Annotated in this window: 27 protein-coding genes, 1 tRNA gene and 3 pseudogenes; 11 read left to right on the forward strand and 20 right to left on the reverse strand. The window is 67.0% G+C overall.

Going from position 1 to position 26,321, the window contains the following annotated elements:
• Positions 1–56 precede the first annotated feature (56 nt).
• Positions 57–596: a hypothetical protein gene (locus tag ACFJGT_RS12795; protein WP_377848870.1), complete on the forward strand. Its 540-nt coding sequence runs from the start codon at positions 57–59 to the stop codon at positions 594–596.
• Positions 597–644: 48 nt separating this feature from the next.
• On the opposite strand, the pseudogene ACFJGT_RS12800 reads toward ACFJGT_RS12795, so the two are convergent.
• From ACFJGT_RS12800 to lipB, 3 genes and pseudogenes are all read right to left on the reverse strand, one after another.
• Positions 645–2,225, reverse strand: a pseudogene (locus ACFJGT_RS12800) (carboxyl transferase domain-containing protein).
• Positions 2,226–2,364: 139 nt separating this feature from the next.
• Positions 2,365–2,565, reverse strand: coding sequence for a hypothetical protein (locus ACFJGT_RS12805; protein WP_377848871.1), 201 nt, complete (start codon positions 2,563–2,565; stop codon positions 2,365–2,367).
• Positions 2,566–2,643: 78 nt separating this feature from the next.
• Positions 2,644–3,339, reverse strand: a complete 696-nt coding sequence (gene lipB, locus ACFJGT_RS12810) for a lipoyl(octanoyl) transferase LipB (RefSeq protein ID WP_377848872.1) — start codon at positions 3,337–3,339, stop codon at positions 2,644–2,646.
• Between the two features lie 146 nt (positions 3,340–3,485).
• On the opposite strand from lipB, the gene ACFJGT_RS12815 reads away from it, so the two are divergent.
• From ACFJGT_RS12815 to ACFJGT_RS12835, 5 genes and pseudogenes are all read left to right on the forward strand, one after another.
• On the forward strand, positions 3,486–3,755 hold the full coding sequence (locus ACFJGT_RS12815; RefSeq protein WP_047582254.1) for a FliM/FliN family flagellar motor switch protein: 270 nt from the start codon (positions 3,486–3,488) through the stop codon (positions 3,753–3,755).
• A 125-nt stretch (positions 3,756–3,880) separates the two neighbouring features.
• Positions 3,881–3,965, forward strand: a tRNA-Leu gene (locus ACFJGT_RS12820).
• A gap of 218 nt (positions 3,966–4,183) precedes the next feature.
• Positions 4,184–4,957: pseudogene (locus tag ACFJGT_RS12825) on the forward strand (GH25 family lysozyme); the annotation flags it as partial.
• Positions 4,958–5,278: 321 nt separating this feature from the next.
• Positions 5,279–6,247, forward strand: coding sequence for a GH25 family lysozyme (locus ACFJGT_RS12830; protein WP_377848873.1), 969 nt, complete (start codon positions 5,279–5,281; stop codon positions 6,245–6,247).
• 95 nt (positions 6,248–6,342) lie between these two features.
• Positions 6,343–7,335, forward strand: a complete 993-nt coding sequence (locus ACFJGT_RS12835; protein ID WP_377848874.1) for a CorA family divalent cation transporter — start codon at positions 6,343–6,345, stop codon at positions 7,333–7,335.
• On the opposite strand, the gene ACFJGT_RS12840 is transcribed toward ACFJGT_RS12835, so the two are convergent.
• Positions 7,332–7,823 (reverse strand): ABZJ_00895 family protein, encoded by a 492-nt coding sequence (locus ACFJGT_RS12840; protein WP_377848875.1) that lies wholly within the window; start codon positions 7,821–7,823, stop codon positions 7,332–7,334. The genes ACFJGT_RS12835 and ACFJGT_RS12840 overlap by 4 nt on opposite strands.
• 231 nt (positions 7,824–8,054) lie before the next feature.
• Between ACFJGT_RS12840 and ACFJGT_RS12845 the strand changes: the two genes are divergently transcribed.
• Together ACFJGT_RS12845 and ACFJGT_RS12850 are read left to right on the forward strand one after the other, a co-directional pair.
• Positions 8,055–9,227, forward strand: a complete 1,173-nt coding sequence (locus tag ACFJGT_RS12845; protein WP_377848876.1) for an isovaleryl-CoA dehydrogenase — start codon at positions 8,055–8,057, stop codon at positions 9,225–9,227.
• Positions 9,228–9,363: 136 nt separating this feature from the next.
• Positions 9,364–9,888, forward strand: coding sequence for a gamma-glutamylcyclotransferase family protein (locus ACFJGT_RS12850; protein WP_377848877.1), 525 nt, complete (start codon positions 9,364–9,366; stop codon positions 9,886–9,888).
• A gap of 57 nt (positions 9,889–9,945) precedes the next feature.
• Here ACFJGT_RS12850 and ACFJGT_RS12855 read toward each other — a convergent pair.
• The 3 genes and pseudogenes from ACFJGT_RS12855 to ACFJGT_RS12865 form a co-directional block, all read right to left on the reverse strand.
• Positions 9,946–11,746: pseudogene (locus ACFJGT_RS12855) on the reverse strand (ABC transporter ATP-binding protein).
• A gap of 325 nt (positions 11,747–12,071) precedes the next feature.
• Entirely contained in the window at positions 12,072–12,245 is a 174-nt protein-coding gene (locus tag ACFJGT_RS12860) for a hypothetical protein (protein WP_291657084.1), read from the reverse strand.
• Positions 12,246–12,254: 9 nt separating this feature from the next.
• Positions 12,255–12,668 carry a rhodanese-like domain-containing protein gene (locus tag ACFJGT_RS12865; protein WP_377848878.1) on the reverse strand — a complete coding sequence of 138 codons (414 nt, stop codon included), beginning with the start codon at positions 12,666–12,668 and terminating at the stop codon, positions 12,255–12,257.
• Between the two features lie 135 nt (positions 12,669–12,803).
• Here ACFJGT_RS12865 and ACFJGT_RS12870 point away from each other — a divergent pair, with 135 nt between their 5' ends.
• On the forward strand, positions 12,804–13,496 hold the full coding sequence (locus tag ACFJGT_RS12870; RefSeq protein ID WP_377848879.1) for a DUF599 domain-containing protein: 693 nt from the start codon (positions 12,804–12,806) through the stop codon (positions 13,494–13,496).
• Positions 13,493–13,759 (forward strand): DUF3253 domain-containing protein, encoded by a 267-nt coding sequence (locus ACFJGT_RS12875; protein WP_377848880.1) that lies wholly within the window; start codon positions 13,493–13,495, stop codon positions 13,757–13,759. Before ACFJGT_RS12870 ends, ACFJGT_RS12875 begins: the two co-directional genes overlap by 4 nt.
• On the opposite strand, the gene ACFJGT_RS12880 is transcribed toward ACFJGT_RS12875, so the two are convergent.
• The 9 genes from ACFJGT_RS12880 to crcB all read right to left on the reverse strand — a co-directional run bounded on the left by ACFJGT_RS12880 (position 13,760) and on the right by crcB (position 22,171).
• Entirely contained in the window at positions 13,760–14,548 is a 789-nt protein-coding gene (locus ACFJGT_RS12880) for a YdcF family protein (RefSeq protein ID WP_377848881.1), read from the reverse strand.
• Between the two features lie 100 nt (positions 14,549–14,648).
• Entirely contained in the window at positions 14,649–15,155 is a 507-nt protein-coding gene (locus ACFJGT_RS12885) for a lysozyme inhibitor LprI family protein (RefSeq protein ID WP_377848882.1), read from the reverse strand.
• A gap of 50 nt (positions 15,156–15,205) precedes the next feature.
• A complete protein-coding gene (locus ACFJGT_RS12890; protein WP_377848883.1) occupies positions 15,206–15,871 on the reverse strand; it encodes a glutathione S-transferase family protein in 666 nt (221 codons plus the stop codon).
• 86 nt (positions 15,872–15,957) lie between these two features.
• Positions 15,958–17,958, reverse strand: a complete 2,001-nt coding sequence (locus ACFJGT_RS12895; RefSeq protein ID WP_377848884.1) for an acetyl-CoA carboxylase biotin carboxylase subunit — start codon at positions 17,956–17,958, stop codon at positions 15,958–15,960.
• A 253-nt stretch (positions 17,959–18,211) separates the two neighbouring features.
• Positions 18,212–18,664, reverse strand: a complete 453-nt coding sequence (locus ACFJGT_RS12900; RefSeq protein ID WP_377848885.1) for a hypothetical protein — start codon at positions 18,662–18,664, stop codon at positions 18,212–18,214.
• A gap of 495 nt (positions 18,665–19,159) precedes the next feature.
• The gene (locus ACFJGT_RS12905) at positions 19,160–19,837 is read right to left on the reverse strand and encodes an HAD-IA family hydrolase (RefSeq protein WP_377838284.1); all 678 of its coding nucleotides are present in this window, start codon (positions 19,835–19,837) and stop codon (positions 19,160–19,162) included.
• Between the two features lie 73 nt (positions 19,838–19,910).
• Positions 19,911–20,411 carry a hypothetical protein gene (locus tag ACFJGT_RS12910; RefSeq protein ID WP_377838286.1) on the reverse strand — a complete coding sequence of 167 codons (501 nt, stop codon included), beginning with the start codon at positions 20,409–20,411 and terminating at the stop codon, positions 19,911–19,913.
• Between the two features lie 93 nt (positions 20,412–20,504).
• Positions 20,505–21,758: an RluA family pseudouridine synthase gene (locus ACFJGT_RS12915; RefSeq protein ID WP_377838288.1), complete on the reverse strand. Its 1,254-nt coding sequence runs from the start codon at positions 21,756–21,758 to the stop codon at positions 20,505–20,507.
• Positions 21,755–22,171 carry a fluoride efflux transporter CrcB gene (gene crcB / locus ACFJGT_RS12920; RefSeq protein ID WP_377838290.1) on the reverse strand — a complete coding sequence of 139 codons (417 nt, stop codon included), beginning with the start codon at positions 22,169–22,171 and terminating at the stop codon, positions 21,755–21,757. The genes ACFJGT_RS12915 and crcB overlap by 4 nt, the downstream gene beginning before the upstream one ends.
• Before the next feature lie 93 nt (positions 22,172–22,264).
• On the opposite strand from crcB, the gene ACFJGT_RS12925 reads away from it, so the two are divergent.
• On the forward strand, positions 22,265–22,609 hold the full coding sequence (locus ACFJGT_RS12925) for a hypothetical protein (RefSeq protein ID WP_377838292.1): 345 nt from the start codon (positions 22,265–22,267) through the stop codon (positions 22,607–22,609).
• A 6-nt stretch (positions 22,610–22,615) separates the two neighbouring features.
• Here ACFJGT_RS12925 and ACFJGT_RS12930 read toward each other — a convergent pair whose 3' ends face one another.
• The 4 genes from ACFJGT_RS12930 to rplQ form a co-directional block, all read right to left on the reverse strand.
• Positions 22,616–22,795 carry a hypothetical protein gene (locus ACFJGT_RS12930; RefSeq protein WP_199088573.1) on the reverse strand — a complete coding sequence of 60 codons (180 nt, stop codon included), beginning with the start codon at positions 22,793–22,795 and terminating at the stop codon, positions 22,616–22,618.
• Between the two features lie 2 nt (positions 22,796–22,797).
• Positions 22,798–24,105, reverse strand: coding sequence for a replication-associated recombination protein A (locus ACFJGT_RS12935; RefSeq protein ID WP_377838294.1), 1,308 nt, complete (start codon positions 24,103–24,105; stop codon positions 22,798–22,800).
• Positions 24,102–25,535: a DegQ family serine endoprotease gene (locus ACFJGT_RS12940; RefSeq protein ID WP_377838296.1), complete on the reverse strand. Its 1,434-nt coding sequence runs from the start codon at positions 25,533–25,535 to the stop codon at positions 24,102–24,104. Before ACFJGT_RS12940 ends, ACFJGT_RS12935 begins: the two co-directional genes overlap by 4 nt.
• Before the next feature lie 260 nt (positions 25,536–25,795).
• Positions 25,796–26,212 (reverse strand): 50S ribosomal protein L17, encoded by a 417-nt coding sequence (gene rplQ, locus ACFJGT_RS12945; RefSeq protein WP_377838298.1) that lies wholly within the window; start codon positions 26,210–26,212, stop codon positions 25,796–25,798.
• Between the last annotated feature and the right edge of the window lie 109 nt (positions 26,213–26,321).

The following is a 26,321-nucleotide window of genomic DNA, read 5'->3' on the forward strand; positions in this document are numbered from 1 at the left end:
GCACAGGTGTTATCCCCGCTATGGACTATGCGTATGCCTGGGGATTGGTGCATTCCATGAAAAGCGCCGTCGTTGCCGTTGCAAGCGTGGTTGTTCTGGAGCTTTTCGCTCTGCGACCCGCCTATGCCGGCTTTCTTGACTTTCTGCTTGGCCCGCCTCCTCGCACCGAGACACCCTATGTCTCGACGCCGCTGGAGGTGACCATCCGCCCCCACGGGCGGCCATCGGCAAAGGCGCCGAAGAAGGCGCAAGCCGAGCGGCCGCTCGTCCTGGTCACGCCGATGGACCCGGTGAAGGACCCCAACTGGTTCTTGAGCGACCCGACCCTGCGCAAGGGAGATGTCGTGGTGCTGCCGGGCAGGGTCGTCGTGTTCAACGGCAACAGAGGCGAGCGGCGCCGGTCCGACTTCGAGGACCTTCTGAGAACCCAGCTCGTTTCACTGAAGGAACGCAGCCGCATCCGGGCGTTCACCGACTATTTCAACGGTGCGGTCAGGGCCCTCAAGGCTGGGCCGGTGACGGCCCTGCAAGTCGAGCGCCCGGCCCGGCAGGCCGCACCGGGCGAGGTTCGCATCGTCTCGACCGTGAAGAACTAGGGTCGCTCGGACGAGGAGCAGGCGACTCGGGCATTGCCCGAGCGCCTGTCACATCCTGAACACGCCGAACTTCGTCTCCGGCACCTCTGCGTTGAGCGTCGCCGAGAAGGCCAGCGCCAGCACGCGGCGGGTCTCGGAGGGCAGGATGATGCCGTCGTCCCAGAGCCGCGCCGTCGCGAAATAGGGTCAGCCTTCTTCCTCGTACTTGCTGCGGATCGGCGCCTTGAAGGCCTCCTCCTCGGCCGCCGGCCAGCTCTTGCCCTCGGCCTCGATATTGTCGCGGCGTACCGTCGCGAGCACGCTCGCTGCCTGCTCGCCGCCCATGACCGAGATCCGCGAATTCGGCCAGGTGAACAGGAAGCGCGGCGAATAGGCCCGCCCGCACATGCCGTAATTGCCGGCGCCGAACGAGCCGCCGACCAGCACCGTGATCTTCGGCACCCGCGCCGAGGCCACCGCCGTGACGAGCTTGGCGCCGTCCTTGGCGATGCCGCGCGTCTCGACATCGCGGCCGACCATGAAGCCGGTGATGTTCTGCAGGAAGAGCAGCGGAATTCGCCGCTGGCAGCACAACTCGATGAAATGCGCGCCCTTGACCGCGCTTTCCGAGAACAGGATGCCGTTATTGGCGATGATCCCGACCGGGATGCCGTGGATGCGGGCGAAGCCCGTCACCAGCGTCGTGCCGTAGAGCTTCTTGAATTCGTCGAATTCCGAGCCGTCGACGAGCCGCGCGATCACCTCGCGGATATCGTACTGCTTCTTGAGATCGGTCGGGACGACGGCTTCGAGCTCGGCCGGGTCGTAAAGCGGCTCGACCGGCTCGGCGATGTCGATATCCGGGCGCTTGACGCTGTTGAGATTGCCGGCGATGCGCCGGGCGATGGCGAGCGCATGGGTGTCGTCGCCGGCATAATGGTCGGCCACGCCCGAGAGGCGGGCATGGACATCGGCGCCGCCCAGGTCCTCGGCCGAGACGACCTCGCCGGTCGCCGCCTTCACCAGCGGCGGACCGCCCAGGAAGATCGTGCCCTGCTTCCGGACGATCACCGTCTCGTCCGACATCGCCGGCACATAGGCGCCGCCGGCCGTGCAGGAGCCCATCACCACCGCGACCTGCGGGATGCCTTCGGCCGAGAGCGTCGCCTGATTGTAGAAGATGCGGCCGAAATGCTCGCGGTCGGGGAAGACCTCGGTCTGGTGCGGCAGGTTCGCGCCGCCGGAATCGACGAGATAGATGCAGGGCAAGCGGTTCTCACGCGCGATCTCCTGGGCGCGCAGATGCTTCTTCACCGTCATCGGGTAGTAGGTGCCGCCTTTGATCGTCGCGTCGTTGCAGACGATCATGCACTCCCTGCCCGCGACGCGCCCGATGCCGGCGATCATGCCGGCGGCATGGACATCGCCCTCATACATGCCGAAGGCGGCGAGCGAGCCGATCTCGAGGAAGGCCGAGCCCGGATCGGTCAGCCGCAGCACGCGCTCGCGCGGCAGCAGCTTGCCGCGGGCGGTGTGGCGTTCGCGGGACTTGGCATTGCCGCCGAGCGCGGCGGTGGCGCGATGCTGCCGGAGTTCGTCGCGCAATCCGGCCCAGGCTTCGGTATTGGCGCGAGTCTCGGCCGAATTCAGGTCGACCTTGCTCTCGATGACAGGCACGGGCGCGCTCCTCGACGACAATCTCTGCCGAGTTTATGGCGCGCCGCGTCGAAAACGCCAACCGGCGCGGACGCACGGACGCGGCCGTGCAAATCCGCGCCGCTGGATCGTCTCATTCCTGCATCTTGTTGATCGAGCCGGTCACCGACGGCGCGGCAACCGCACCGATCGCGCCACCGGCAATGGCCCCGATCGGCCCGCCGACGAGTGCGCCGGCTCCCGCGCCGGCCGCTGCACCGGCGATACGCTGGTCGGTCGTGTTGCAGGCCGCGAGCAGCATGGCGAGGCTGCCCGCCAGAAAAAAGCTTCGCATTGTCGTCCCCATCTTCAACCCAACCCCGGTCGAAGATGGCCGCGCATGGCTAACGGATGGTAAATCAGGCTGGGACGATCAGATTTGGACGGTCGGCCCGAACACGCGCTCGAACGCCTCGCGCAGCACCGAATCGACCTCCGGCATCGTCACCGGCAGGCCGAGATCGACCAGCGAGGTCACCCCGTACTGGCTGACGCCGCAGGGCACGATCCCGTCGAAATGCGACAGGTCCGGGTCGACATTGAGCGAGATGCCGTGGAAGGAGACCCAGCGCCGCACGCGGATGCCGATCGCGGCGATCTTGTCCTCGACATCGGCGCCCTTGGTGGGCCGGCGCACCCAGACGCCGACGCGGTCCTCGCGCCGCTCCCCGCGGATATTGACGTCGTCGAGCGCGCCGATCAGCCAGCCCTCCAGCGCGGCGACGAAGCGGCGCAGGTCCGGCTGGCGCCGCTTCAGGTCGAGCATGACATAGGCCACGCGCTGGCCGGGACCGTGATAGGTGAATTGTCCGCCCCGCCCCGAGCGGAACACCGGGAAGCGCTCCGGCGCGATCAGGTCCTCGTCGCGGGCCGAAGTGCCGGCGGTATAGAGCGGCGGATGCTCGACCAGCCAGACGCGCTCGCGCGCCAGCCCGTCCGCGATCAGCCCGGCACGGGCCTCCATCTCGGCAACGGCCTCGTCATAGCCGACGAACCCCTCGGCCACGACCCATTCGACCGGCTCGGACGCTCCCTCCGGCAGGAAGGAGACGGCCAGATCTTCACGCATCTTCACCATGGCTTAACCATGTTTCGTCCAAAGTTTCCGGGCTGGCGACACACCGGCCCGACACGCGGAACGCCTCTTGCGCCCAAAACCGGCAGGCAGGCAAGTTTCGCTGGTCCAATTCTGAAGTAGGGTTCCGGAGGCAGGACTTGAAGGCCGATCTCGATCTCGTCCCGGTGGAACTCACGGTGGTGCTCGGCCAGACCGAAATGCCGATCTACAAGCTGCTGCGCCTCGGCCGCGGCGCCATCATCGAGCTGAACACCAGCGAGACCGACGAGGTCCAGATTCTCGCCAACAACCATCCCTTCGCCAAGGGAATCGTCGTGGTCAGCGGCGCGCGAATCTCCGTCGAGATCACCCAGATGCTCAAGCGGCCGACGATCTACACCCTGCAGACCGTCGCCGAGGCCGCCTGAGGCGGCCGACCTGGGGAAAATTCGCGGTTCTGCGTTTTTCCTTGATGACACCCTTGTGGCAGCGGATTCGATTTGCTAGATCGGCGCCGCTCCCTGGTTGCACCGCCCGCAACCGGAACCGAGCTGCGGTCGTGGCGGAATTGGTAGACGCACTACCTTGAGGTGGTAGCGGGGAGACCCGTGGAGGTTCGAGTCCTCTCGACCGCACCAAATTCGGATGAAAGTCCAGCGAAAGGCGACCTTCGGGTCGCCTTTCGTGTTTCCGGGCGATGTCAACGACTTCGGCTCAAGCCTTCAGGTTGCGCGTCAGCTGCGATTCGTCTTCGCCACCGGCACTCGGCCTCGTTCCGCCCGAGATCGGGCTGACAGATGGCAGAACTTTGGTAACGTAAACCGGCCGTCAAGCATTCCCAGCAATTCTCCGGGACATGAACGCCCGCCGCATGCCTCGCTTCCGTGCCCTGCCCCTTCTGGCCGCCGCCGCTTTTGCGGCCCTTGGCGGCTGCGTGGCGCTCGACAACTACCCCTCGAAGGGCGATGCCCGGCCGCATCCCGGCGTCGCGGCGGCGCATCAGTATCCGATCCACGGCATCGACATCTCCCGCTGGCAGGGCGAGATCGACTGGAACGCCGTCAAGGCGGCCGGCACCCGCTTCGTCTACATGAAGGCGACCGAAGGCGGCGACCATGTCGACCCGACCTTCCGGCGCAACTGGGAAGGCGCGCGCCGCGCCGGCGTCCCGCGCGGCGCCTACCATTTCGTCTTCTGGTGCCGCCCGGCCCATGAGCAGGCGGTCTGGTTCAAGCAGCAGATCCCGAACGATCCCGATGCCCTGCCCCCGGTGCTCGACGTCGAATGGAACGGCCATTCGCGGACCTGCCCGCAGAAGATCGACCGCGAGCTCGCCCGCGAGAAGATCGCGCTCATGCTGACCGAGCTGGAACAGCTCACCGGCAAGAAGCCGGTGATCTACACCGACATCACCTTCCATCGCGAGGTGCTGGAGGGGCAGTTCAACAACTACCCCTACTGGATCCGCTCGACGGCCGCGCTGCCGGAAACCCGCTATAGCAACCGCCCCTGGGCCTTCTGGCAGTTCACCACCACCGGCCGCGTGCCGGGCATCAAGGGCGACGTCGATCGCAACGCCTTCTTCGGCAGCGAGAGCCAGTTCGCCGGCTGGCTGCGCGGCGAATACGATATCGGCACGCGCCGCTGGGACCGGCGCGAGGGGCCGGCACAGCCTGCGCCGGTCCAGCAGCAGCCGCTGCCTCCCCCTGCCGCCCCGGAGCCGCAGGAGCCCGGCGACATGCCCGTCGCGCGCATCCCCGGCAGCGTGCCGGCCGTCGCCTCGACGATGCGGGCCATGGACAACCAGGTCGAGCCCGTCGTCCTCGACTGAGCGGACGGGCCAAACCGCCCCGGTTAACCAAGGCTGAAATTCATTGTTCGACTGCGCGGCAATTCTAACCGGCGCTTAACCACGCTCCTCGCATCTGGACCTGTGATGCGGGAGGAACACATGCCAGCGCGCAAGCTGACCAGCGGACGGATCGGGCTGAAAGCCCTCGCCTTCGCGGCCCTGATGATAGGTCTCGTCGAGCCCGCGCAGGCGCTCTATCCGAAGAAGGGCGACAGCTCGCCGCATCACGGCGTCCGCGATGCGCGGCGCAAGGTGATCCAGGGCATCGATGTCTCCCGCTGGCAGGGCGAGATCGACTGGGCCCGGGTCAAGGATGCCGGCACGCGCTTCGCCTTCATCAAGGCGACCGAGGGCGGCGACCATCTCGATCCGAATTTCAAGCGCAACTGGGCCGAGGCGAAGAAGCACGGCGTCGCCCGCGGCGCCTATCACTTCGTCTGGTGGTGCCGCTCGGCCAAGGACCAGGTGCGCTGGATCAAGAAGCACATCCCGCGTGATCCCGACGCCCTGCCGCCAGTGCTCGACGTCGAATGGCAGAACGACTCGCAATGCACCCGCAAGATCTCGAAGGAGCTGGCCATGGCCAAGATCAACGAGATGCTGAAGGGCCTGCGCGAGCACACCGGCAAGAAGCCGGTGATCTATACCGACATCAATTTCCACGAGGACGTGCTGGAAGGCGAGCTCAACGACCACCCCTTCTGGCTGCGCTCGACCGCCGCGCCGCTGGCGAAGCGCTACGAGCGCGACCGCTGGGAGTTCTGGCAGTTCACCACCACCGGCCGCGTGCCGGGCATCACCGGCGATGTCGACCGCAACGCCTTCTTCGGCAGCGAGCGCGAGTTCGAGGCCTGGCGCCAGGGCCGCTTCGATATCGGCACGCGTAAATGGCATGGCGGCGAGCCGAAGGTCGCGGCCCGGACGCCGCCTCCTACGCCCGCCGGCCTGCGCGCGCCCAGGGAAGCCGGCGGCACCAGGCTGAAATTCGCCCCGCCCGGCCGGATTCCGAACGCACGCACGGCCGATAACCGCCGCGCCGACGTGACCGGCTCGATCGGCCGAGACTGAAGCCCTTTTGCCGGCTGTCATGCCGCCGTCATATCCGCGGCGCCCTTAGGCGCCGCGCTGCCGGATCGGCCCCGCAGCGGTAGCGGAAGCCCGGCATGCTCAGCGATCTCCAATCCCAGTCCGGCATCATCTGGGCCTATCGCTTCGACGCGGACGGGCAGCCCACCCGCATCCCGCGCGACGAGATGCCGAACCTCGCCCCGACAGAGGGCTTCGTCTGGCTCCATCTCGATCTCGTCCATACCCGCGCGCAGAGCTGGGTCGCCGAACAGGACCTGCCGGACGCGACGCAGGAAGCCTTCCTCTCGCATGAGCCGCACCAGCGGCTGGACCACTCCGCCAATCTCGCCTGGGGCGTCTCGCACGACCTGATCCGCGACATCGCCGACAAGTCGGAGGATGTCGGCGCACTGCGCTGGATCATCGGCGAGAGCTTCCTGCTGACCGGCCGGCGCGAGGCCCTGCATTCGATCCGCATGACGGCCGAAGCGCTCGATCGCGGCGAGCCGGCGGCGAGCCCGGCAGGCCTCTTCGAGCAGATCATCGAATACATCATCGACGACGTCACGGATGCGGTCGTGCGCCTCGTCGACGAGACCGACAGCGTCGAGGACCATATCCTGCTCGACCGATTGCACGACGGCCCCCAGCGCGTCGGCGCGGTCCGGCGCACAGCCGTCCGGCTGCATCGCCAGCTCAGCGGCCTGCATGTCCTGTTCCGGCGCTTCGCGGAGACCCAGTCGGGCCGCAGCGCGCCGGATGCGGTCAAGGCCGCGGCAACGCGATTGCTCCAGCGCGTCGACGGGCTGCACCACGATGTCCAGTCGGTGCAGGACAGGGCGCGGCTCTTGCAGGATGAAATCGCCGCCCGCTCGGCCAGCCGCACCAACCGGCAGCTCTATGTGCTGTCGCTGCTGACGGCACTCTTCCTGCCCGCGACCTTCATCACCGGCCTGTTCGGCATCAACGTGAAGGGTCTGCCCTGGGTCGAATCGGAGGCCGGCGCGGTCTTCGTGACGCTGACCTGTCTCGCCGCCGCGCTACTGACTCTTGTCCTGCTCCGGCGCCGGGGCGTGATCGGGAGCTAGACAGCGCCCTTGGCGGCCAGCCGCTGCGCCCGCTTCTCCTCGGCCCTCGCCCCCCAGCTGATCGCGGCGCGGATCAGTAGGAACTCCAGTACGAAAATCCCGAGAAACGCCCCGGCGATGAGCATCTGATCGCTGCTGCGATAGTGCGCGATGCTGGCGAAGCCGCCCGGCATGAAGCCGGCGATGACGAGCACGAAAAGGGCCTGCAGCACCAAGGTCGCAAGCGCGCACAGCAGCGCGACGGACCAGGCTCGGCCGGATGGCGGGCGGGTCTGCTCGCGCCTGAACCAGATCTGCCCGATCCATGAAGCGGCGCTCCAGATCAGGATCAGGCCCACGGCGCCCGTGCTGCCCGGCGATTGCTTGAAATAGGACTCCAGCGCCATGATCGCGACATTCAGGACGATCACCCCGATGATCAGGAAAGCGATGTAGCGCAGGAGGAGAGCGCCGCTCGAAATGGGCGACATGGTCGACGGCTGGGACATTCTGAAGTTCCTGAAAGGCCTGATCCGGCATGCGGCTAAGCTGCCTAGCAAGGCGGGTAAAGACCGAGCGCTGCATAAGGGGTCGGCATCGCCAGAGGCCCGCCCGTGCGAATCCTCGCAAACCGCCCGCTGCTCCGCTCCGCCTGACACCGCCATTCCCGATCTGTAAGCTCGCGGCAAGGCGGCCGGCATCCAGGCTGCGCAAAACGTCATTCGACCCGGGAGGACCTCATGCTCGCCAACGCGCCGCGCCCGTTCAATTTCGATCTCGGCGAGACCGCCGACGCCATCCGCGACACCGTCCATGCCTTCGCGCAGGAGAAGATCGCCCCGCGCGCCGAGGAGATCGACAAGACCAACCAGTTCCCGCGCGATCTCTGGCCGGAAATGGGCGCGCTCGGCCTGCATGGCATGACGGTCGATGAGGAGCATGGCGGCACCGGCCTCGGCTATCTCGAGCACTGCATCGCGGTCGAGGAAGTCAGCCGCGCCTCCGCCTCGGTCGGCCTCTCCTACGGCGCCCACTCGAATCTCTGCGTCAACCAGATCAGCCGCAACGGCAACGAGGCGCAGAAGCGGAAGTATCTGCCGAAGCTGATTTCCGGCGAACATGTCGGCGCGCTCGCCATGTCGGAGCCCGGCTCGGGCTCGGACGTCGTCTCGATGCGCACCCGCGCCGACAGGAAGGGCGACCGCTACGTTCTCAACGGCAACAAGATGTGGATCACCAACGGCCCGATCGCCGAGACGCTGGTCGTCTACGCCAAGACTGACCCGGAAGCCGGCCCGCGCGGCATCACCGCCTTCCTGATCGAGAAGGGCATGAAGGGTTTCTCGACCCACCAGAAGCTCGACAAGCTCGGCATGCGCGGCTCCGACACCTGCGAGCTCGTCTTCCAGGATTGCGAGGTGCCGGAGGAGAACGTGCTGGGCACCGTCGGCCGCGGCGTCAACGTGCTGATGTCCGGCCTCGACTACGAGCGCGTCGTGCTGGCGGCAGGCCCCCTCGGCATCATGCAGGCGGCGCTCGACGTGGTCATGCCCTATGTCCATGAGCGCAAGCAGTTCGGCCAGTCGATCGGCGAGTTCCAGCTCGTCCAGGGCAAGGTCGCCGACATGTATGTCGCGATGAATTCCTGCCGCGCCTATGTCTATGCCGTCGCCAAGGCCTGCGACCGCGGCGAAACCACGCGCGAGGACGCCGCCGGCGCCATCCTGCTCGCGGCCGAGAAGGCGACGCAGGTCGCGCTCGACGCGATCCAGCTCCTCGGCGGCAACGGCTATATCAACGACTACCCGACGGGCCGCCTGCTGCGCGACGCCAAGCTCTACGAGATCGGCGCCGGCACCAGCGAGATCCGCCGGATGCTGATCGGGCGGGAGCTGTTCAACAAGACGAAGTGAAAACGCTCCGCCGTCATGCCCGGGCTTGACCCGGGCATCTCTGGACGAGATGGCTACGGCTTGAAGAGAGCGCCTCATCCAGCAAGAGATTCTCGGGTCTGCGCTGCGCTTCGCCCGAGAATGACGTGAGGCCCCGATGCCCCTCTATTTCGCCTACGGCCTCAACATGGACCCGGTCGGGATGGCCGAGCGCTGCCCGAAGGCGCGGCCGCTCGGCCCCGCCCGCTTGCCGCGCCACCGCTTCATCGTCACGCGCGACGGCTATGCCTCTGTGATCCGCGATCCGCGCGAGGAGGTCCATGGCGTGCTGTGGGACTGCTCGCTCAGCGACATGCGCGTCCTCGACAAGTTCGAGGAACTGGCCAGCGGGCTCTATGTGAAGATCAATCAGCCGGTGATCGTGCCGGGTGGCGCCAAGCGCGCGCTGATCTATATCGGCCGCTCCGGCGATCCGGGGCGGCCTCGGCCGGGCTATATCGGAATCAGTCATCGCCGGGGCGAAACATTTCGGCCTGCCAGAGACTTACGTCGCCGGCTTGAATCGTTTTCTGACCAAGCCGAATCTCGATCTGAAGAGCTTGGATCAGGATGCGAGCGCGCCGCTGCCGCCCGGCCCGGTGAAGGGCGTCAGGCCAAGGGCGCTCGCGCCGAAATAGCCTGATCACGAAAAAAGGGCCGCTCGCGCGGCCCTTTCCTTGTTTGGGGAAGCTGGCAGCCGTTACGCCGCCAGCCCCTTGGCCAGCTCGCTGACCTGCTTCTCGAACAGCGCGCGATAGGCGCCGTCCGGCCGGGTCAGCAGGGCCTCGTGCGGCCCCTCCTCGATCACCCGGCCGCGATCGAAGACCAGGATGCGGTCCATGGCCCGCACCGTCGAGAGACGATGCGCGATCACGATCGTGGTGCGGCCTTCCATCAGGCGCTCGATCGCCTGCTGGATCAGCGCCTCCGATTTCCGAATCGAGGCTCGAGGTCGCCTCGTCCAGGATCAGGATCGGCGCATCGGCCAGGAAGGCCCTGGCCAGCGCGACGCGCTGGCGCTCGCCGCCCGAGAGCTTGATGCCGCGCTCGCCGACCAGCGTGGCGTAGCCCTTGGGCAGGCGCATGATGAACTCATGCGCGTTGGCGAGCTTTGCCGCCTGCTCGACCTGCGCCAGGCTCGCGCCCGGCCGGCCATAGGCGATGTTTTCCGCCAGCGAGCGGTGGAACAGCACCGGCTCCTGCTGCACGATCGCGATCTGCTGGCGCAGCGACGCCTGCGTGACATCGGCGATGTCCTGCCCGTCGATCGCGATGCGGCCCGCGGTCACGTCGTAGAGCCGCTGCACCAGCTTGACGAAGGTCGTCTTGCCGGAGCCCGAGCGGCCGACGAGGCCGACCTTCTCGCCGCCACGGATGGTCAGCGAGAAATCGCGGTAGAGCGGATCGTGATGGCCTCCGTAATGGAAGGTCACGTCCTTGAAGGCGATCTCGCCAGCCGTCACGCTCATGTCCACAGCGCCCTTCCGGTCCGGCACGCCATAGGGAAGATCGTGCATCCAGACGAGCTCCTCCATGTCGTTGACCGAGCGCTGCAGGTTATGGACGTGCTGGCCGACATCGCGCAGATAGCCATGCACCACCGCATAGGCCGTCAGCACGAAGGCGACGTCGCCGGGCGAAGCCTGCCCGTTCGCCCAGAGCCAGATCACCAGGCCGATCACCGCCGCGCGCAGCACCAGCAGCACGACGTTCTGGCCGGTGCCCGACCAGGTGCCGCGAATCCAGGCGCGCCGCGTCCGCAGGCTCCACTTGGAGATGACTGTCGCCAGCCGCAGGTCCTCGCGGGCCTCGCCGCCATAGGCCTTCACCACCGGGTTGCAGGTGATGGCGTCGGCCAGCGAACCACCCAGGCGCGTATCCCAGGCATTGCCGAGCCGCGCCGCCGGCGCGACGAAGCGCAGCGAGAGCGCCAGCGTCAGCCCGATATAGGCGAGAGCGCCGAGCGCGACGACCAGCCCCATCGCGGGCCAGTGCCAAGCCAACACCGCCGTCATGCCGAGCAGGATGACCAGCGAGGGCAAGAGCGCGATCAGGACCGTGTCGGTCAGCAGGTCCAGCGCCCACATGCCGCGCGTGATCTTGCGCACCGTCGAGCCCGCGAAATTGTTCGCATGCCAGTCGGTCGAGAAGCGCTGCAGGCGCGCGAAGGCCTCCTGCGAGACGTCGCTCATCGTACGCAGCGTCATCGTGGTGATGCCGGTGAAGGCGAAATGCCGCCCGACAACCATGATGGCGGCGAGCACCATCATCGCGCCGAGCGCCCAAAGCGCCGCCTCCGCGCCGCCGGCGCCTGCGGTACCGGACACCGCATCGACGAGGCGGCCGGCATAGACCGGCGTGAACAGCTCGGCGAGCGTGGCGGCGATGGTGACGCCGGCCACCCAGGCGACCTGCCCGGGCTGGCGGGCCCAATGCTTGAAAGTGAAGCCGAGAACGGCCCGGAACGGCTCCCGCCGCCCGGTTTGAGTATCGTGAGACATAGCGTCATTCGGCGCCAGGACGGCAGCCGACTCCGAAATCAGGCGGAGACGACGACGCAGCGCCAGCTCCGGCAATGAAAGACAAAAGTTGGAAAAAGGCTCAGGAGACCAACCGGAGGCGGGCCTCGTGCGAGACCGACCTAGTGCCGGGTTGGTCGCATGGGAGTGGCTGCGGTGTTGATGAATTTCATTCAGCCCTCCCTTTCTAGAGTTGGAGCCAAGATGCAGGAAGATGCCTGATGTTTAAGCAGCGCGCAACCCTGCCTCCCATGCAATGGCTGCACGGGGCATCTTCGCCCAATTCAAGGCAGAGTTGTGCGCCGGCTTACCAGAACAGCGCCACGAGCCGGGCTGCGATCACCAGCAGGAAGGCGGCTATGATGGTGCCGAGCACCTGCTGGCGCTTGGCATGGTTAGGCCAGCGCCGCGCGAGCAGCCGACCCAGCGGCTTGCGGAAAACGAAAGCCGCGACCAGCAGAACGATGACATAGTGGGACAAGGTCGGGTCTTAAGCCTTCTTGTCAGCCGGGGCCGTGTCGACCGGCGCACCCGCCTTCTTCCAGGCGCCGAAGCCGCCGGCGACATGTGCGACCGGCTTCAGCCCCATCTCCTGCGCGGCCTGCGCCGCCAATGCCGAGCGCCAGCCGCCGCCGCAGAAGAAGACGAATCGCTTGTCCTGGCTGAAGACCGGCTTGGCATAGGGGCTTTCCGGGTCGATCCAGAACTCCAGCATGCCGCGCGGGCAGTGGAAGGCGCCGGGCATCCGCCCTTCCCGCTCCAGCTCGCGCGGGTCGCGCAGATCGACGAAGACGACCTCGTCGCTGCCGTGCAGCGACCGTGCCTCTTCGACGGACAGCGTCTCGATCCGGCTCTCGGCCTCCGCGACCAGCGCCTTGTAGCCCTTGGTGATGGTCTGCGGCATGGCTCTCGCCCTCCCCGATTCCGGCCGCACCGTGGCGGCTCGCCGGCGCAGCGTCAATGCCGCACGGCTTGTGGCCCGCACGGGTTCACGCCAAGCTGCTTGCCTCTCCGGCTCCCGAAATGGCAGAGCGTCAGCATGCTCGGTTTCAGCAATCTCGACGTCATGGCGCTGGCGTTCTTCGCCGCATCCTGGATCGGTTATCATTATGTCGTCGAGCTCGGCCCGCACGCCGCGCGGACGCTGAACATGCGCATGAACCTGCGCCGCGCGCGCTGGATTCACGAATCGGCCGCCCGCGAGGTGCGGATCGTCGATACCCAAGTCATGGGCGGGCTGCAGAACGGCACCGCCTTCTTCGCCTCGACCTCGCTGCTCGCGATCGGCGGCACGCTCGCTTTGCTCAACGCCACGGACCGCGCCGTCGCGATCTTCAGCGACCTGCCCTTCGTGCCGGTGACGCTTCGTTCCGTCTGGGAACTAAAGATCATCGGGCTCGTCTGCATCTTCGGCTACGCCTTCTTCAAGTTCGCCTGGGCTTACCGGCTGTTCAACTACTGCGTCATCCTGCTCGGCGCCCTGCCCCCGTTCGACAGCAAGGACGAGGTGAAGATGGCCCATGCGGTGCATGAGACGATCGAGATGAACATCGCCGCCGGCCGGCATTTCAACCGCGGCCAGCGCGCCTTCTTCTTCGCGCTCGGCTATCTCGGCTGGTTTCTTGGGCCGGTCACCTTCATCGGCTTCACCGGTGCCGTGCTGATCGCGATGTATCGCCGCCAGTACGCTTCCGACGCCGCCCGCGTCTTCACCTATCCGAGTGGGCCATGAGCATCGAACCCGAAGCGATCGAAAGCGCGATCCTCGACCTGCTGGCGCAGCGCGAAGCCGGCCTGACGATCTCCCCGATGGATGTCGCCCGCCGTCTCGGCGGCGATCATCCCGATGGCTGGGGTCCGTTGATGCAGCCGGTGCGCCGCGCCGCCGTGAAGCTGATGAAGGACGGTCGGCTCGTCATCACGCGCAAGGGACGCCCGGTCGATCCCGACGATTTTCGCGGCGTCTATCGGCTGGTCCTGCCCGCGGCACCCTGATTACGGCGCCGGGAAGAGTTCGTCCGTATAGCCCGCGAGCCGGTACGCGACGAGACCGACCCATTCCTTGAAGCCGTTATCGGCGATTTCGAGCGCGCGCGGGGCGCGGGTGTAAGGCCGGATGAAATCGCCGGGCTCGCCGCTCGACCAGAAATCGACCGGGAACGCTTCGACCGCGAACTCCGCCTTGCGGAAGACGCCGATCGAGCGCGGCATATGCCAGGCCGACGTCACCAGAAGCCAGCGCTCGCCGGGCTTGGGGTCGACGAGCTTGCGGGTGAAGGCAGCGTTCTCGCGCGTGTTGCGCGATTTGTCTTCGAGGATGAGCCGAGCCGGGTCGAGCCCAAGCCCTTCGAACAGCAGCTTCGCGCCATCCGCTTCGGTCACGGTCGCTTCCGAGATCAGATTGGCTGCGCCACCGGTGAAGACGATCTTTGCCTGCGGATGCAAGCGCGCCAGCTCCACTGCCTTGGTCATGCGCGCCGCCGAGGAATTCATCGCGACATCGCCGCGCGCGACACCGACGGCGCCGCCGAGCACGACGATGCCGGTCACCGGGCCCTTGCGGGCATCCTGCTGCGGGAACCGGTCCTCCAGCGGCCTGAGCACGATGCGCGGCAGCGGGCTGAAGGCCATCAGGCCGAGCACGATCAGCGAGGCCAAGCCGACCCAGCGCGCAGGGCGAGCGAAGCGCGTGAACGCGAGCAGCCCCGAAAGCCCCGCGAGCAGGATCGCAAGATTGACCGGCGACAGGACGAACCAGACGACCTTTGAGAGAACGAAGAACATCGGAAGCCCGAACGGAGGAAAGATCGCTCAAGTCCTACCGGCAAATGCTGACGGCTTTCTGAACCGGGACCTCCCGAAAGCACCTACCGGGATAGCACGCTCAGCGAATGATCTGCGGCGGCGATTGCGGGCGTCGTCCGCCAGCCTGCGGCAGGGCCTTCGCGAGCTCGATCGCCCGGCCGGCGACCTCGCGCAATTCGCAGCCCGCCTGCCGCCCTGCCTGCAGAACTTCGCGCTGGGTCGCGCCGTAGAAGGCGCATTTCTGGGTGACATAGCTCTCCCAGGCGAGCTGCAGCGCCGCCAGCCGGCTGCGCTGGCCGGCGTCGAGCGCACGTCCCGTGACTTGCAGCGCAAGCGTCAGGCGCTCGCGCCAGGCCGCCTCCTCGCGCCGGGCGCAGGCGGCTTCCGCCCCGCGCGGATCATTGCTGGCAGCGCGCACGCAGGCGACCGCCACCGTGCCGATGCAGGCCGATTGCGAGGCGCCCGCATCGCGCAGGCAGCCGGAGAGCGCCGCGAGATCGGTCCGCAGCGTCGGCGACGTCTGTGCCACCGCTGGCGCGGTCGCAGTGAGGCTGCACAGGAGCAGGATCGTCCGAAAAGCGCTCATGCCGCCATCATGCCAGCGGCAGCGCATCGATCAAGCGTCGCGTTGCGACCTCACGTGATCGGCAACGGCAGCGCCGCTTGCGCCGCCGGCCGCGCGAAGAGCGTCCCATACCATTGCTGGACGCGCGGCCTCGCGACCCGCTCGACCGGCATGTTGAGCCAGCGATGCACGCCGCAGCCGACCGCGATATCGGCCATGCCGAAGCTCTCCCCGGCGAGATAAGGCCGGTCCGCCAGTTGCGCCTCGAGGATCGTCATCAAAGTCTCGGCCCGGGCGATGCCATCCGCGATCACCTTCGGCTCGGTGAAGGCCGGCACCTTGCGCACGACGCCCCAGAGCACCGGCGCCAGTGCCGGTTGCAACTCCGACTGCATCCAGTCGACCCAGCGGTCGGCCGGCGCGCGTCGAACCGGATCCTCCTCCCAGAGCACGCCCGAGGCATAGCGGGCCGCGAGATAGCGCAGGATGCTGCTCGACTCCCAGAGGACGAGTTCGCCGTCGCGCAGCACCGGGATCTGCCGGTTGGGATTCATCGCCGTGAACTCGGGCGTATCGAGCCCACCAAACGGCCCGCCGGCATCGATGCGCTCGAAGGCCTGCCCGGCCTCGCCGGCCGCCCAGACCACCTTCTGGACATTGATCGAGCTCAACCGGCCCCAGATCGTCAGCATGAAATCCTCCAGACCGTCATGCTCGCCCTCGTGGCGAGCATCCACGTATTGAACTCGACTTTGATCAGTGAAGACGTGGATGGTCGGGACAAGCCCGACCATGACGGCAGAGCCGCGTCATGCCCATCCGTTCAGGCGAATTCCATGATGACGGCATCGACCGCGAGCGAGTCGCCCTCCTTCGCCAGGATCTTGGCGATGGTGACGTCCTTCTCGGCGCGCAGCACGTTCTCCATCTTCATCGCCTCGACCATGGCCAGCGGCTCGCCGGCCTTGACCTCCTGCCCGACCGCGACCGAAATCGCCTTGACCAGGCCCGGCATCGGGCAGAGCAGGAACTTGCCGGTATCGGCCGCGACCTTCTCCGGCATCAGCGCGGCAAGCTCCGCCTCGCGCTGCGTATAGACATGCGCATTGGCATAGGCGCCGGCATGACCGAGCGCGACGCCGTTCAGGATCGGCCGAACCTGTGCCGCGACCTTCACCCCGTCGAGCGTGCCATGCCAGACCGGCTCGCCCGGCACCCAGTCGCTGGCGACGCTGACGCTGCGGCCCTGGAAGGCGATGACGACTGCCCCGCCCTGCTCCGTCACCTCGCCCTCGAAGCGCTCAACCCCGAGCTGAACGATGCGCTGCCGATCGAAGGCGACCTTGCGCCAGCCTTCCATCTGCGCCGAGACGTTGCGCTTACGCTGGTTCATGCGGTGGTCGCAGGCGATCGCGATCGCCGCCATGCGCCGCGCCGTCTCACCCTGCGGCACCGGCAGCGAGAAGCCCTCGGGGAACTCCTCGGCGATGAAGCCGGTCGAGAGATTGCCGGCGATCCAGCGCGGATGTTGCATCACCGCGGCGACGAAGGGGATGTTGTGGCGAATGCCATCGATGGCGAAGGCATCGAGCGCGCGCGCCTGCGCCTTGATCGCGGCCTCGCGCGTCGGTGCATGCGTGACGAGCTTGGCGATCATCGGATCGTAATAGATCGAGATCTCGCCGCCTTCGAACACGCCGGTGTCGTTGCGCACCATCGCCTCGCCGTCCGGCCCTTCGCTCGGCGGCCGATAGGTCACGAGCCGCCCGGTCGAGGGCAGGAAATTGCGGGTCGGATCCTCGGCATAGACGCGGCTCTCGACCGCCCAGCCGTCGAGCTTCACATCCGCCTGCGTGATCGCAAGCTTCTCGCCATAGGCCACCCGGATCATCTGCTCGACGAGATCGATGCCGGTGATCATCTCCGTGACGGGATGCTCGACCTGCAGGCGGGTGTTCATCTCCAGGAAGTAGAAGGACTTGTCCTGCCCGGCGACGAACTCGACGGTACCGGCCGAGTCGTAGTTCACGGCCTTGGCCAGCGCGACGGCCTGCTCGCCCATCTTCTTGCGGGTCGCCTCGTCAAGCAGCGGCGACGGCGCCTCCTCCAGAACCTTCTGGTTGCGGCGCTGGATCGAGCATTCGCGCTCGCCGAGATAGATGACGTTGCCGTGCTTGTCGCCGAGAACCTGTATCTCGATATGGCGGGGATCGACGATGAACTTCTCGACGAAGACGCGGTCGTCGCCGAAGGAGGACGCCGCTTCCGACTTGGCGCGGGCGAAGCCCTCAGCCACCTCGCCCGAAGAATGGGCGATGCGCATGCCCTTGCCGCCGCCGCCGGCCGAAGCCTTGATCATGACGGGATAGCCGATCTCGTCGGCGATGGTCACCGCATGCTCGGGACTCTCGATGATGCCGAGGAAACCCGGCACCGTCGAGACCTTGGCCGCGGCCGCCGCCTTCTTCGATTCGATCTTGTCGCCCATCGCGGCGATGGCGCCGGGATTGGGCCCGATGAAGACGATGCCGTTATCTTTGAGCGCCTGGGCGAAGGCCTCGCGCTCCGACAGGAAGCCGTAGCCGGGATGCACGGCCTGCGCGCCGGTTGCCTTGCAGGCATCGATGATCTTGTCGATCAGCAGGTAGGATTGGGCGGCGGGGGCTGCACCGATATGCACGGCCTCGTCGGCCATCTCGACATGCAGCGCGTCGCGATCCGCATCGGAATAGACGGCGACCGTCTTGATGCCCATGCGCCGCGCCGTCTTGATGACACGGCAGGCGATCTCGCCGCGGTTCGCGATCAGGATCTTCGAGAACATGCGCGGCCACTCCCGGCTTCAGACCAGACTGCAATAGCCGGGGTCTATGGGATGCCGCAACTGCCGTCCACCGATGCGAAAGTCGGCTATCGGCCAAGCCGTTGTGCAAGGATGCACAGGCTCGGGCGTCGCGCTCCTTGCGGAGGCCTGCCCGACGTCGCCATGCCCGCGCCTGACCCGGGCATCCTTCTCCGGAAGGGGCTCCCTCTTCCGGCCTGAGATTCCCGGGTCAAGCCCGAGAATGACGCCAAACTCAGCTCGCGAGCAGGACCACGCGGGGAGCAGCACCGACGCCGGCCCGGAGCACGTCCTTCGCCGCGCCCTTGGCAAAAGCGAAGGCCAGCAGGGTCTCGTCGCAATGCTCGGCCTCGCGGGCGATCTCATTGGCGATGCGCAGGGCGGTCGCGGTCGGGCCTTCGCCGGCGGAGAGCGTCGTGACCAGCCAATGCGCCTTGTCGCGATCGATCACGCCGGTCGGGCGGTTCTCCCAGACAGCGAAGTCGACGACGAGCGCCACCAGATAATCCGCATAGGCCTTGCAGTTGAGCGGCACGGCCCGGTCGAGCGCGACCAGAACATCGACGATGTCCCGCGTGATGACGATGTCGCTCAAGATATTGCGCTGAAGCATCTTGACGTCTTCTTCGTCGATCGCGCGACGATCCATCACGCGATCGACGAATTCACGAAGCTCATGATCCATCATGTTCGAACCCCTGTCCGGCGTTGTTTTGTGCCGGTACGTTCCTGCTGTAGGAACACCATGCACCCCGCCGCGGCATCAGGTGGTTAACGCGCAAATCTGAACGGTTATTCAGGTTAAACGGAACTGAGTCGGCTTGGTTGCGAGGACGTTACTAAGAGGGCTCGGCCGCCGTGAATTCCAGCTTTCAGCCCGCGTTGCGGCGAGGGCGCCGGATGATCGCGCCGCCTGAGATCGGACAGGCGAACATGGGCAAAGTCAGAGTGGTCAAGGCGTGCCCTGACGCAGATGCGGCCTGAAGCTCGATCGCTTCCGGCCGCCTCCTTGTCATTCCGGGGCTTCGCGCAGCGAAGAACCCGGAACCAACGACCGGGCGTACCGCTCGCAGCCGAACACCTGACATCCCACCCCGTCGTGGGTTCCGGGTTCGCGCCGCTGGCGCACCCCGGAATGACAAAGGTTGCGCCTTGAAGACGCGGTGTCCCGTCTCAGGCGGTTCTACGCCGCCGCGGCCTTCGGCAACCCGAGCGTCGCCGGCAGCTCCTGGAACGCGCGCAAGACATGCCGCGCGCCCAACGTCACCAGCTTCTCGACTGGCTGGAAGCCCCAGGACACAGCGACGGGCACCACGCCGGCGGCCACTGCCATCTCGATATCGAAGGAGCTGTCGCCAACCATCGCCGTGCGCTCCGGCGCGGCCCCGGTTTCCGCCATCGCCCGCTGGATCATGCCGGGATGCGGCTTCGAGGGCGCGTCGTCGGCCGATTGCACCGTGTCGAACAGGCCCTGCCAGCCATGCCGGGCGACGATGAACTCGGCGCCCTTGCGCGACTTGCCGGTGGCGATTCCGAGCTTGAGCCCGCCATGGCGCTTGAGTTCCGCCAGCGTTTCCGCAACGCCCGCGAAGAGCGGCTCGTCCAGCGACGGATCGCTCTCGGCCTGCACCCGCATCGCGCTGAAGACCTGGCGATAGGTCTCGGTCAGCACATCATCCGGCGCGGCAAGCCCGGCGAGCTGCGCCATCGCGATGTCCAAGGTCAGCCCGACGATACCGAGGCCGGCCTCGCGACCCGGATGCACCCGCCCGCAGCGCCTGAAGGTCTCATACTGCGCTTCGAGGATGATCGCCTCGGAATTGATCAGCGTGCCGTCGAGATCGAAGATGATGAGGTCCATGCCGGCGCTTTAGCCCGGATCGCCCTGGCGATCCACTGCAAGCCCGGCATGGCGTCATCCCGCTTTCAGGCCGTCAGCCCTTGGCTTCGCGGGCGCAAGCGCCCACCGCCTTGCGCAGATCGGCGCCGTCGAGCCCCTTGGCCCGCGCCTCCTTGCGGCATTCGGAGCGCTGCGCGAGGTCCGGACGCTTGCCGTTGAAGCAGGCGGTCAGCGCCGCGATTCGCGTGGAGCCTTCCAGCTTGCGCCCGTCGACCTCTTCCTTGCAGGCGGCGCGGGCCGCCACGGCCGTCGGCTTGCCGTCGCGCGTAACGCCGTCGCGGGCGTAAAGCTGCACGCCCGGAAACTTGCCCTGCATGCAGATCCGCATGGCCGCACGCAGATCGTCGCCGGTCAGCGCGACATTCTCGGACACGCAATCCTGCCGGGCCTTGGCCCGCTCAGTGCGCGGAATCGGCTGATCCGTCGATGCCGCAGCAGCGGTCGAAACCGCCGCTTTGGCCGGCGGGGCAGTCTGTGCCTGGGCAGCCCCGGCAAGCCCGAGAACAAAGGCGGAAACGATCCAGATCGAACGCATGGTCAGCCCCTCCGATGACGAGAACATGACTAGAACAGAAAGCGTTTTGTTCCGCAACTGTTCTCTTACGTTTCGTCACAGGGGCGGAGGGTTTTACTCGTCCGGCGCCTCGACGATCGGATCGTAGGGTGCGTCGTCGAAGCCGAGCAGGTTCCAGCTCTGACGCATATGCGGCGGCAGCGGCGCGCTGACGTCGATCGTGCCCTTGCCGCGCGGATGCGGCAGCACGATCCGCCGCGCCAGCAGGTGCAGCTTGTTCTGGATGCCGCCAGGCAGCTCCCAGTTCTGGATGTTGAAATATTTGGGGTCGCCGATGATCGGGTGGCCGATATGGGCGGCGTGGGCGCGCAATTGATGCGTGCGCCCGGTCACCGGCTTCAGCGACAGCCAGCCGAGCTTCTGCGCCGCCGTCTCGACCACGGCGTAATAGGTCACGGCATGCATGGCCCCGTCCTCGCCATGCTTGGCGACGGCCATGCGCTGGTCGCCGTCATAGGCCTCCTCGCGCGCGAGATAGGTCGAGATCCGGCCCTGGCGGACGCGCGGCACGCCCGCGACCAGCGCCCAGTAGACCTTGCGGGCCGAGCGCGAGCGGAAGGTCTTGGCCAGCGTCGCCGCCGCGAAGCGCGACTTGGCGATGACGAGGCAGCCGGCCGTGTCCTTGTCGAGGCGGTGGACGAGGCGTGGCTTCTGGCCGCTCTTGTCGGTCAGCACTTCCAGCATCTGGTCGACATGGCGCGTCGTGCCGGAGCCGCCCTGTACGGCCAAACCGGCCGGCTTGTTGAGCACGATGACGTCGTCATCCTCGTAGAGCGTGATCGAGCGCAGGAACTCGACCGTATCGGTATCGGCCTTGAGCGAGCGTGGCCGCTGTTCCTGCGGCTCGAGCTTCAGCGGCGGGATGCGGACCGTCTGGCCCTCTTCGAGCCGATCCTTGCTGTCGGCGCGCTTGCCGTTGACGCGCAATTCGCCCTTCCGGACGATCCGCTGGATATGGCTGAAGGAGAGTTGCGGGAACCGCGCTTCGAGGAAGCGATCGATCCGCATCTCGTTCTCGTCCGGTGTCACCACCAGCTGCTGCACGCCGGTCGAGAGCACCTCGGAGGTCTCGGCCTTGACCTGCGCGCGGGTCGGCTTGGGAGCGTCCTCCGCCGGCCGCGGGCGCGCAGCGCGCTGCACCCGCTCCTCTCCGCCGGCCGGACGCGCCGTTGCACGGCGCCGGGCGTCGTGGCTCGGCCGCTTGCCGCGCGGCGCGCCCGCGGATGGCGGCTTGCCGCCGCGCGAGGCGCCACCGGTGCCTTTTCCGCCGGCGCCCTTGCTGCCGGGGCCTTTGCCGCCCGTTTTCATGACATGCTCCGCATCATCGCGAGGCCACCGACCAGCGCCGCCAGCGACAGCACGACCGAGCCGATCACATAGGTGGCCGCCAGCATCGCCTCGCCCCGCTCCCAGAGCAGGACGGCATCGAGCGAGAAGGCCGAGAAAGTGGTGAAACCGCCGAGGATGCCCGTCGCCAGGAACAGGCGTAGGTCCTGCGGCACGCCTTCGCCGGCGCGGAACGCGAACCAGCCCGCGACGAGGCCCATCAGGGCGGAGCCGATGATGTTGATGGCCATGGTCCCATAGGGAAACCCCATGCCGAACCAGCGCGGCGACACCATATTGATGCCGTGGCGCAGGGCGCCGCCGATGCCGGCGCCTACAAAAACAAAAGCAGTGGAGATCATCGCTGTGGAATAGAGCGCGCTGGCGCCTTGCACAAACGAAATCCGCCGCAATTGCACGGCTCCGTGCGGCCGGACAGGAAGATCGGTATCGGAAAACGACCGGTCGCAGCGATGGGAAGGAAAGCGATGGCTCTTCAGGCTGGGTTTGGCCGCATGGGATTGCTGGCCGTCATGCTGGCCTTCGGCAGCACGATCGCTTTCGCCCAGCAAAGCGGCGGCACCGACTGGCCGACCGAGAAATGCAATCGCTACCGGAAGGCCTATGACCAGTCGATCGCGCGGCTCGGCAAGAAGGGCCTGGGCCAGGAATTCCTCGCCAGCCACGACGCCTTCCTCGCCTCGAACTGCCAGGCTCGCGCCGAGGTCTGCGCCCGCAGCAAGGAGGAGCTGGAGCGTGCCAACCTGCTTGTGCTCATGGCGATGAACAGCGGCATGTCCGGCACCTTCCTGCCGTTCACCTGCCGGAGTTGAGTGCGTTCAAGGTTCGCGCCTGCGCCGCAACCTCGGATGCACATAGAGCTCGAAAGCGATGGTCAGCACGATGAAGACCAGCGCGATGGCGAAGGCTATGACCCAATAGGAGACATCGTCCTTCGAGACGAACCAGCCGGCGATCACCGAGGGCACGATCAGAAGCAGGCGCGCGATCAGATACATCCCTACTCTCCCCGCTCCTGCCGCAGCCGTTCCCAGTATTCCAGCCGCTTACGGATCTCGCGCTCGAAGCCGCGCTCCGGCGGATCATAGAAGCGTTGCCGGCCGAGCGCATCCGGCCAGTAGTTCTGGCCCGAAAAGGCATCGGGCTGGTCGTGGTCATAGGCGTAGTCGGCGCCGTAGCCCTCCTCGCGCATCAGCTTGGTCGGCGCGTTGAGGATGGTCTTCGGCGGCGTCAGGGATCCCCGCTCCTTCGCCACCCGCACCGCCGCCTTGTAGGCCATGTAGGCCGCGTTCGATTTCGGCGCGGTCGCCAGATAGATCACGCAATTGGCAAGCGCGAGCTCGCCTTCGGGCGTGCCAAGCTGCTCGTAGGTCTCAGCGGCTGCCCGGGCATGCAATAGCGCCTGCGGATCGGCGAGCCCGATATCCTCGACCGCCATGCGGACGAGCCGCCGCGCGAGGAAGCGCGGGTCCTCGCCGGCATCGAGCATGCGGGCGAAATAGTAGAGCGCCGCATCCGGGTCGGAGCCGCGGATCGTCTTGTGCAGGGCGGAGATCAGGTTGTAGTGGCCGTCCTGCGCCTTGTCGTAGATGGGCGCCCGGCGCTGGATGACATCGGAGAGACCGTGCTCGTCGAGGATTTCGCCGGGCTTCGCCGCCCGCCAGATCTCCTCGGCCAGCGTCAGCACGGCGCGGCCGTCGCCATCGGCGAAACGGGCCAGCGCGAGGCGGGCTTCCGTCGTCAGCGGCAATTCCCGCCCCTCCAGAACCTCGGCCCGGCCGAGCAGGAAAAGCAGCGAGCCCTCGTCCAGCGACTTGAAGGTCAGCACCCGCGCCCGCGACAGCAGCGCCGCGTTGAGGGCGAAGGACGGATTCTCGGTCGTCGCGCCGATCAGCGTGATCGTGCCGTCCTCCATGACAGGCAGGAAGGCATCGAGCTGGGCGCGGTTGAAGCGATGGATTTCGTCGACGAAGAGCAGCGTGCCCCGGCCGCCGAGCCGGCGCCCGCGCGCCGCCTCGAACACCTTCCTGAGATCGGCGACGCCGGAAAAGATCGCGCTGATCTGCTCGAAGCCGAGATCGACCAGCCCGGCCAGCAGCCGTGCCACCGTCGTCTTGCCCGTGCCCGGCGGCCCCCAGAAGATCAGGCTGCCGACCGTGCCGGAGGCGACGAGCCGCGTCAGTGCCCCGTCCGGCCCGGTCAGGTGCTCCTGGCCGGCGACTTCGGCGAGCGTCGTCGGCCGCAGGCGGTCGGCCAGCGGCCGCGGGCCGGACTTGTCCAGCCCCGAGGCTTCGAACAGGTCGCTCACCCCGGGAAGACCGAGGTGATCGTCTGGCCGTTGCGGATGATCGTCACCTCCCAGGCGCGCTTGCGCTCCTTGAGGATCGTCTCGACCTCGCGCGAAGTGGTCATCTGCTCGCCGTTGAGCGCCTTGATCATGTCGCCTTTCAGGAAGCCGACATTGGCAGCGGTGCTGCCTTCCTCGACCTCGCTGACCACGACGCCGTCATTGCCGGTCTCGATCGAGAGCTCCTCGGCCAGCGCCGGCGACATGTTCCCGACGGTCAGGCCCGCGAGCGGCGAGCGGCTGGTGAGCTTCACCATGTCGCGCGGCCGGGTCTCGGGCGCCGCGACGAGCTTCACCGGGATCGAGATGCGCTTGCCGCCGCGCAGCACGCTCAGCATCGTCGTGCCGCCGATCGGCCGGGTCGCGAAGCGATAGCCGAAGGATTCGGGATCGTCGACATTGACGCCGTCGACCGAGAGGATGACGTCCGAGCGCTTCAGGCCCGCCTGGTCGGCCGGCCCCTTCTCGACGACGCTGGCGACGACCGAGCCGGCCGGGCGGTCGAGCCCGAGCCCCTCGGCGACCTCAGCCGTGAGGCTCTGCAGCCGCGCGCCAAACCACGGGCGCTTCACCGTCTTGACGCCGGCCTTGGCGCTGTCGACGACGAGGCGCACCATCGCCGAGGGAATGGCGAAGCCGATGCCGACGCTGCCGCCGGAGCGCGAATAGATCGCAGTATTGATGCCGACGACGCGGCCCTTCATGTCGATCAGCGCGCCGCCGGAATTGCCGGGATTGATCGCCGCGTCGGTCTGGATGAAGGACTGCGCGTCGCCGACGCCGATCTGCGTGCGCGCCAGCGCCGAGACGATGCCCTGCGTCACCGTCTGGCCGACGCCGAAGGGATTGCCCATTGCGAGCACGATATCGCCGACCTGGAGCTCGTCGGTATCGGCCAGCTCGATCGCGGTCAGGTTCTTGGCATCGGCGAGCTTGAGCACGGCGAGATCGGTGCGCGGATCGCGCAGCAGGATCGTGGCCTCGACCTCGCGCTTGTCGGCGAAGGCGACCTTCACTTCGCTCATGTTCTCGATGACGTGGTTGTTCGTCACCACGAGGCCGGCGGCGGCATCGACGATCACGCCGGAGCCCAGCGAACGCTGCACCCGCTCGCGCGGCACGCCGAAGCCGCCATCACCGAAGAAGCGGCGGAAGAACGGGTCGTCCATGAACGGATTCTGCGGGCGCTTCTCGACGCGCGCGCCATATACGTTCACGACCGCGGCCTGCGTCTGCTTGACCAGCGGCGCGAAGGAGAGCGTCACCTGCTCGCGCGTCTCGGGCACCTGCCGCTGTTGCGCGAAGGCCGGCAGCGTCGCAGCGCTCATCAGCGCGCAAGCGATCGTCGTCGCCGCCAAAGTCGTCCGCTTGCGTGCAAAGCGATAGGTCATGCTCATCCTCGTCCTGACAGCCCGCATTCACGGGGGCATCTGCGCTGTCTTCTTCCGGAACTATACCGCGCGGCGACGCTCCGGTTCCGCACCGACATGTCGTGCAATCGCGTCCCGGCGGCAAGAGCCAACCCCGACTTTCTCGAGAAGCGACAGGATCGGGGCGCTGTTGCGGCAAAAAACGGCATGGCCGCGAGCGCGGACAAAAAAAGAGGCGGCCCGGAGGCCGCCTCTTCAGAGATTCGCTTGAGTGAAGCCGCTCAGGCGGCTTCGTCTTCCGCCGTGAAGACCGGGCCGGAATCCTTGCCCTTGGCATCGACGTCGCGATCGACGAACTCGATGATCGCCATCGGGGCGTTGTCGCCGAAGCGGAAGCCCGCCTTCATGATGCGGAGATAGCCGCCGTTGCGCTCCTTGTAGCGCGGACCGAGGACCGCGAAGAGCTTGCCGACGATCTCGACGTCCTTGATCTGGGCGATCGCCTGACGGCGGGCGTGCAGGTCGCCGCGCTTGCCGAGCGTGATCAGCTTCTCGACGACCGGACGCAGATCTTTCGCCTTGGGCAAAGTGGTGGTGATCTGCTCGTGCTTGATCAGGGCCTGGGCCATGTTGGCGAACATCGCCTGGCGATGCTCGGCCGAACGGTTGAAACGACGACCGCGAAATCCGTGACGCATTGTTTGGCTCCTTCGTTGCTTACGGCCGCCGTGCCACGGTACGGCCGTTCCTTATGCTCCGGCTCGGATGAGCCGGGCGGGGTTGGCGCGGAATGCCTTCCGCGCCGTT

The organism is Allobosea sp. UC22_33, assembly GCF_042700715.1.
GTDB lineage: Bacteria > Pseudomonadota > Alphaproteobacteria > Rhizobiales > Beijerinckiaceae > Allobosea.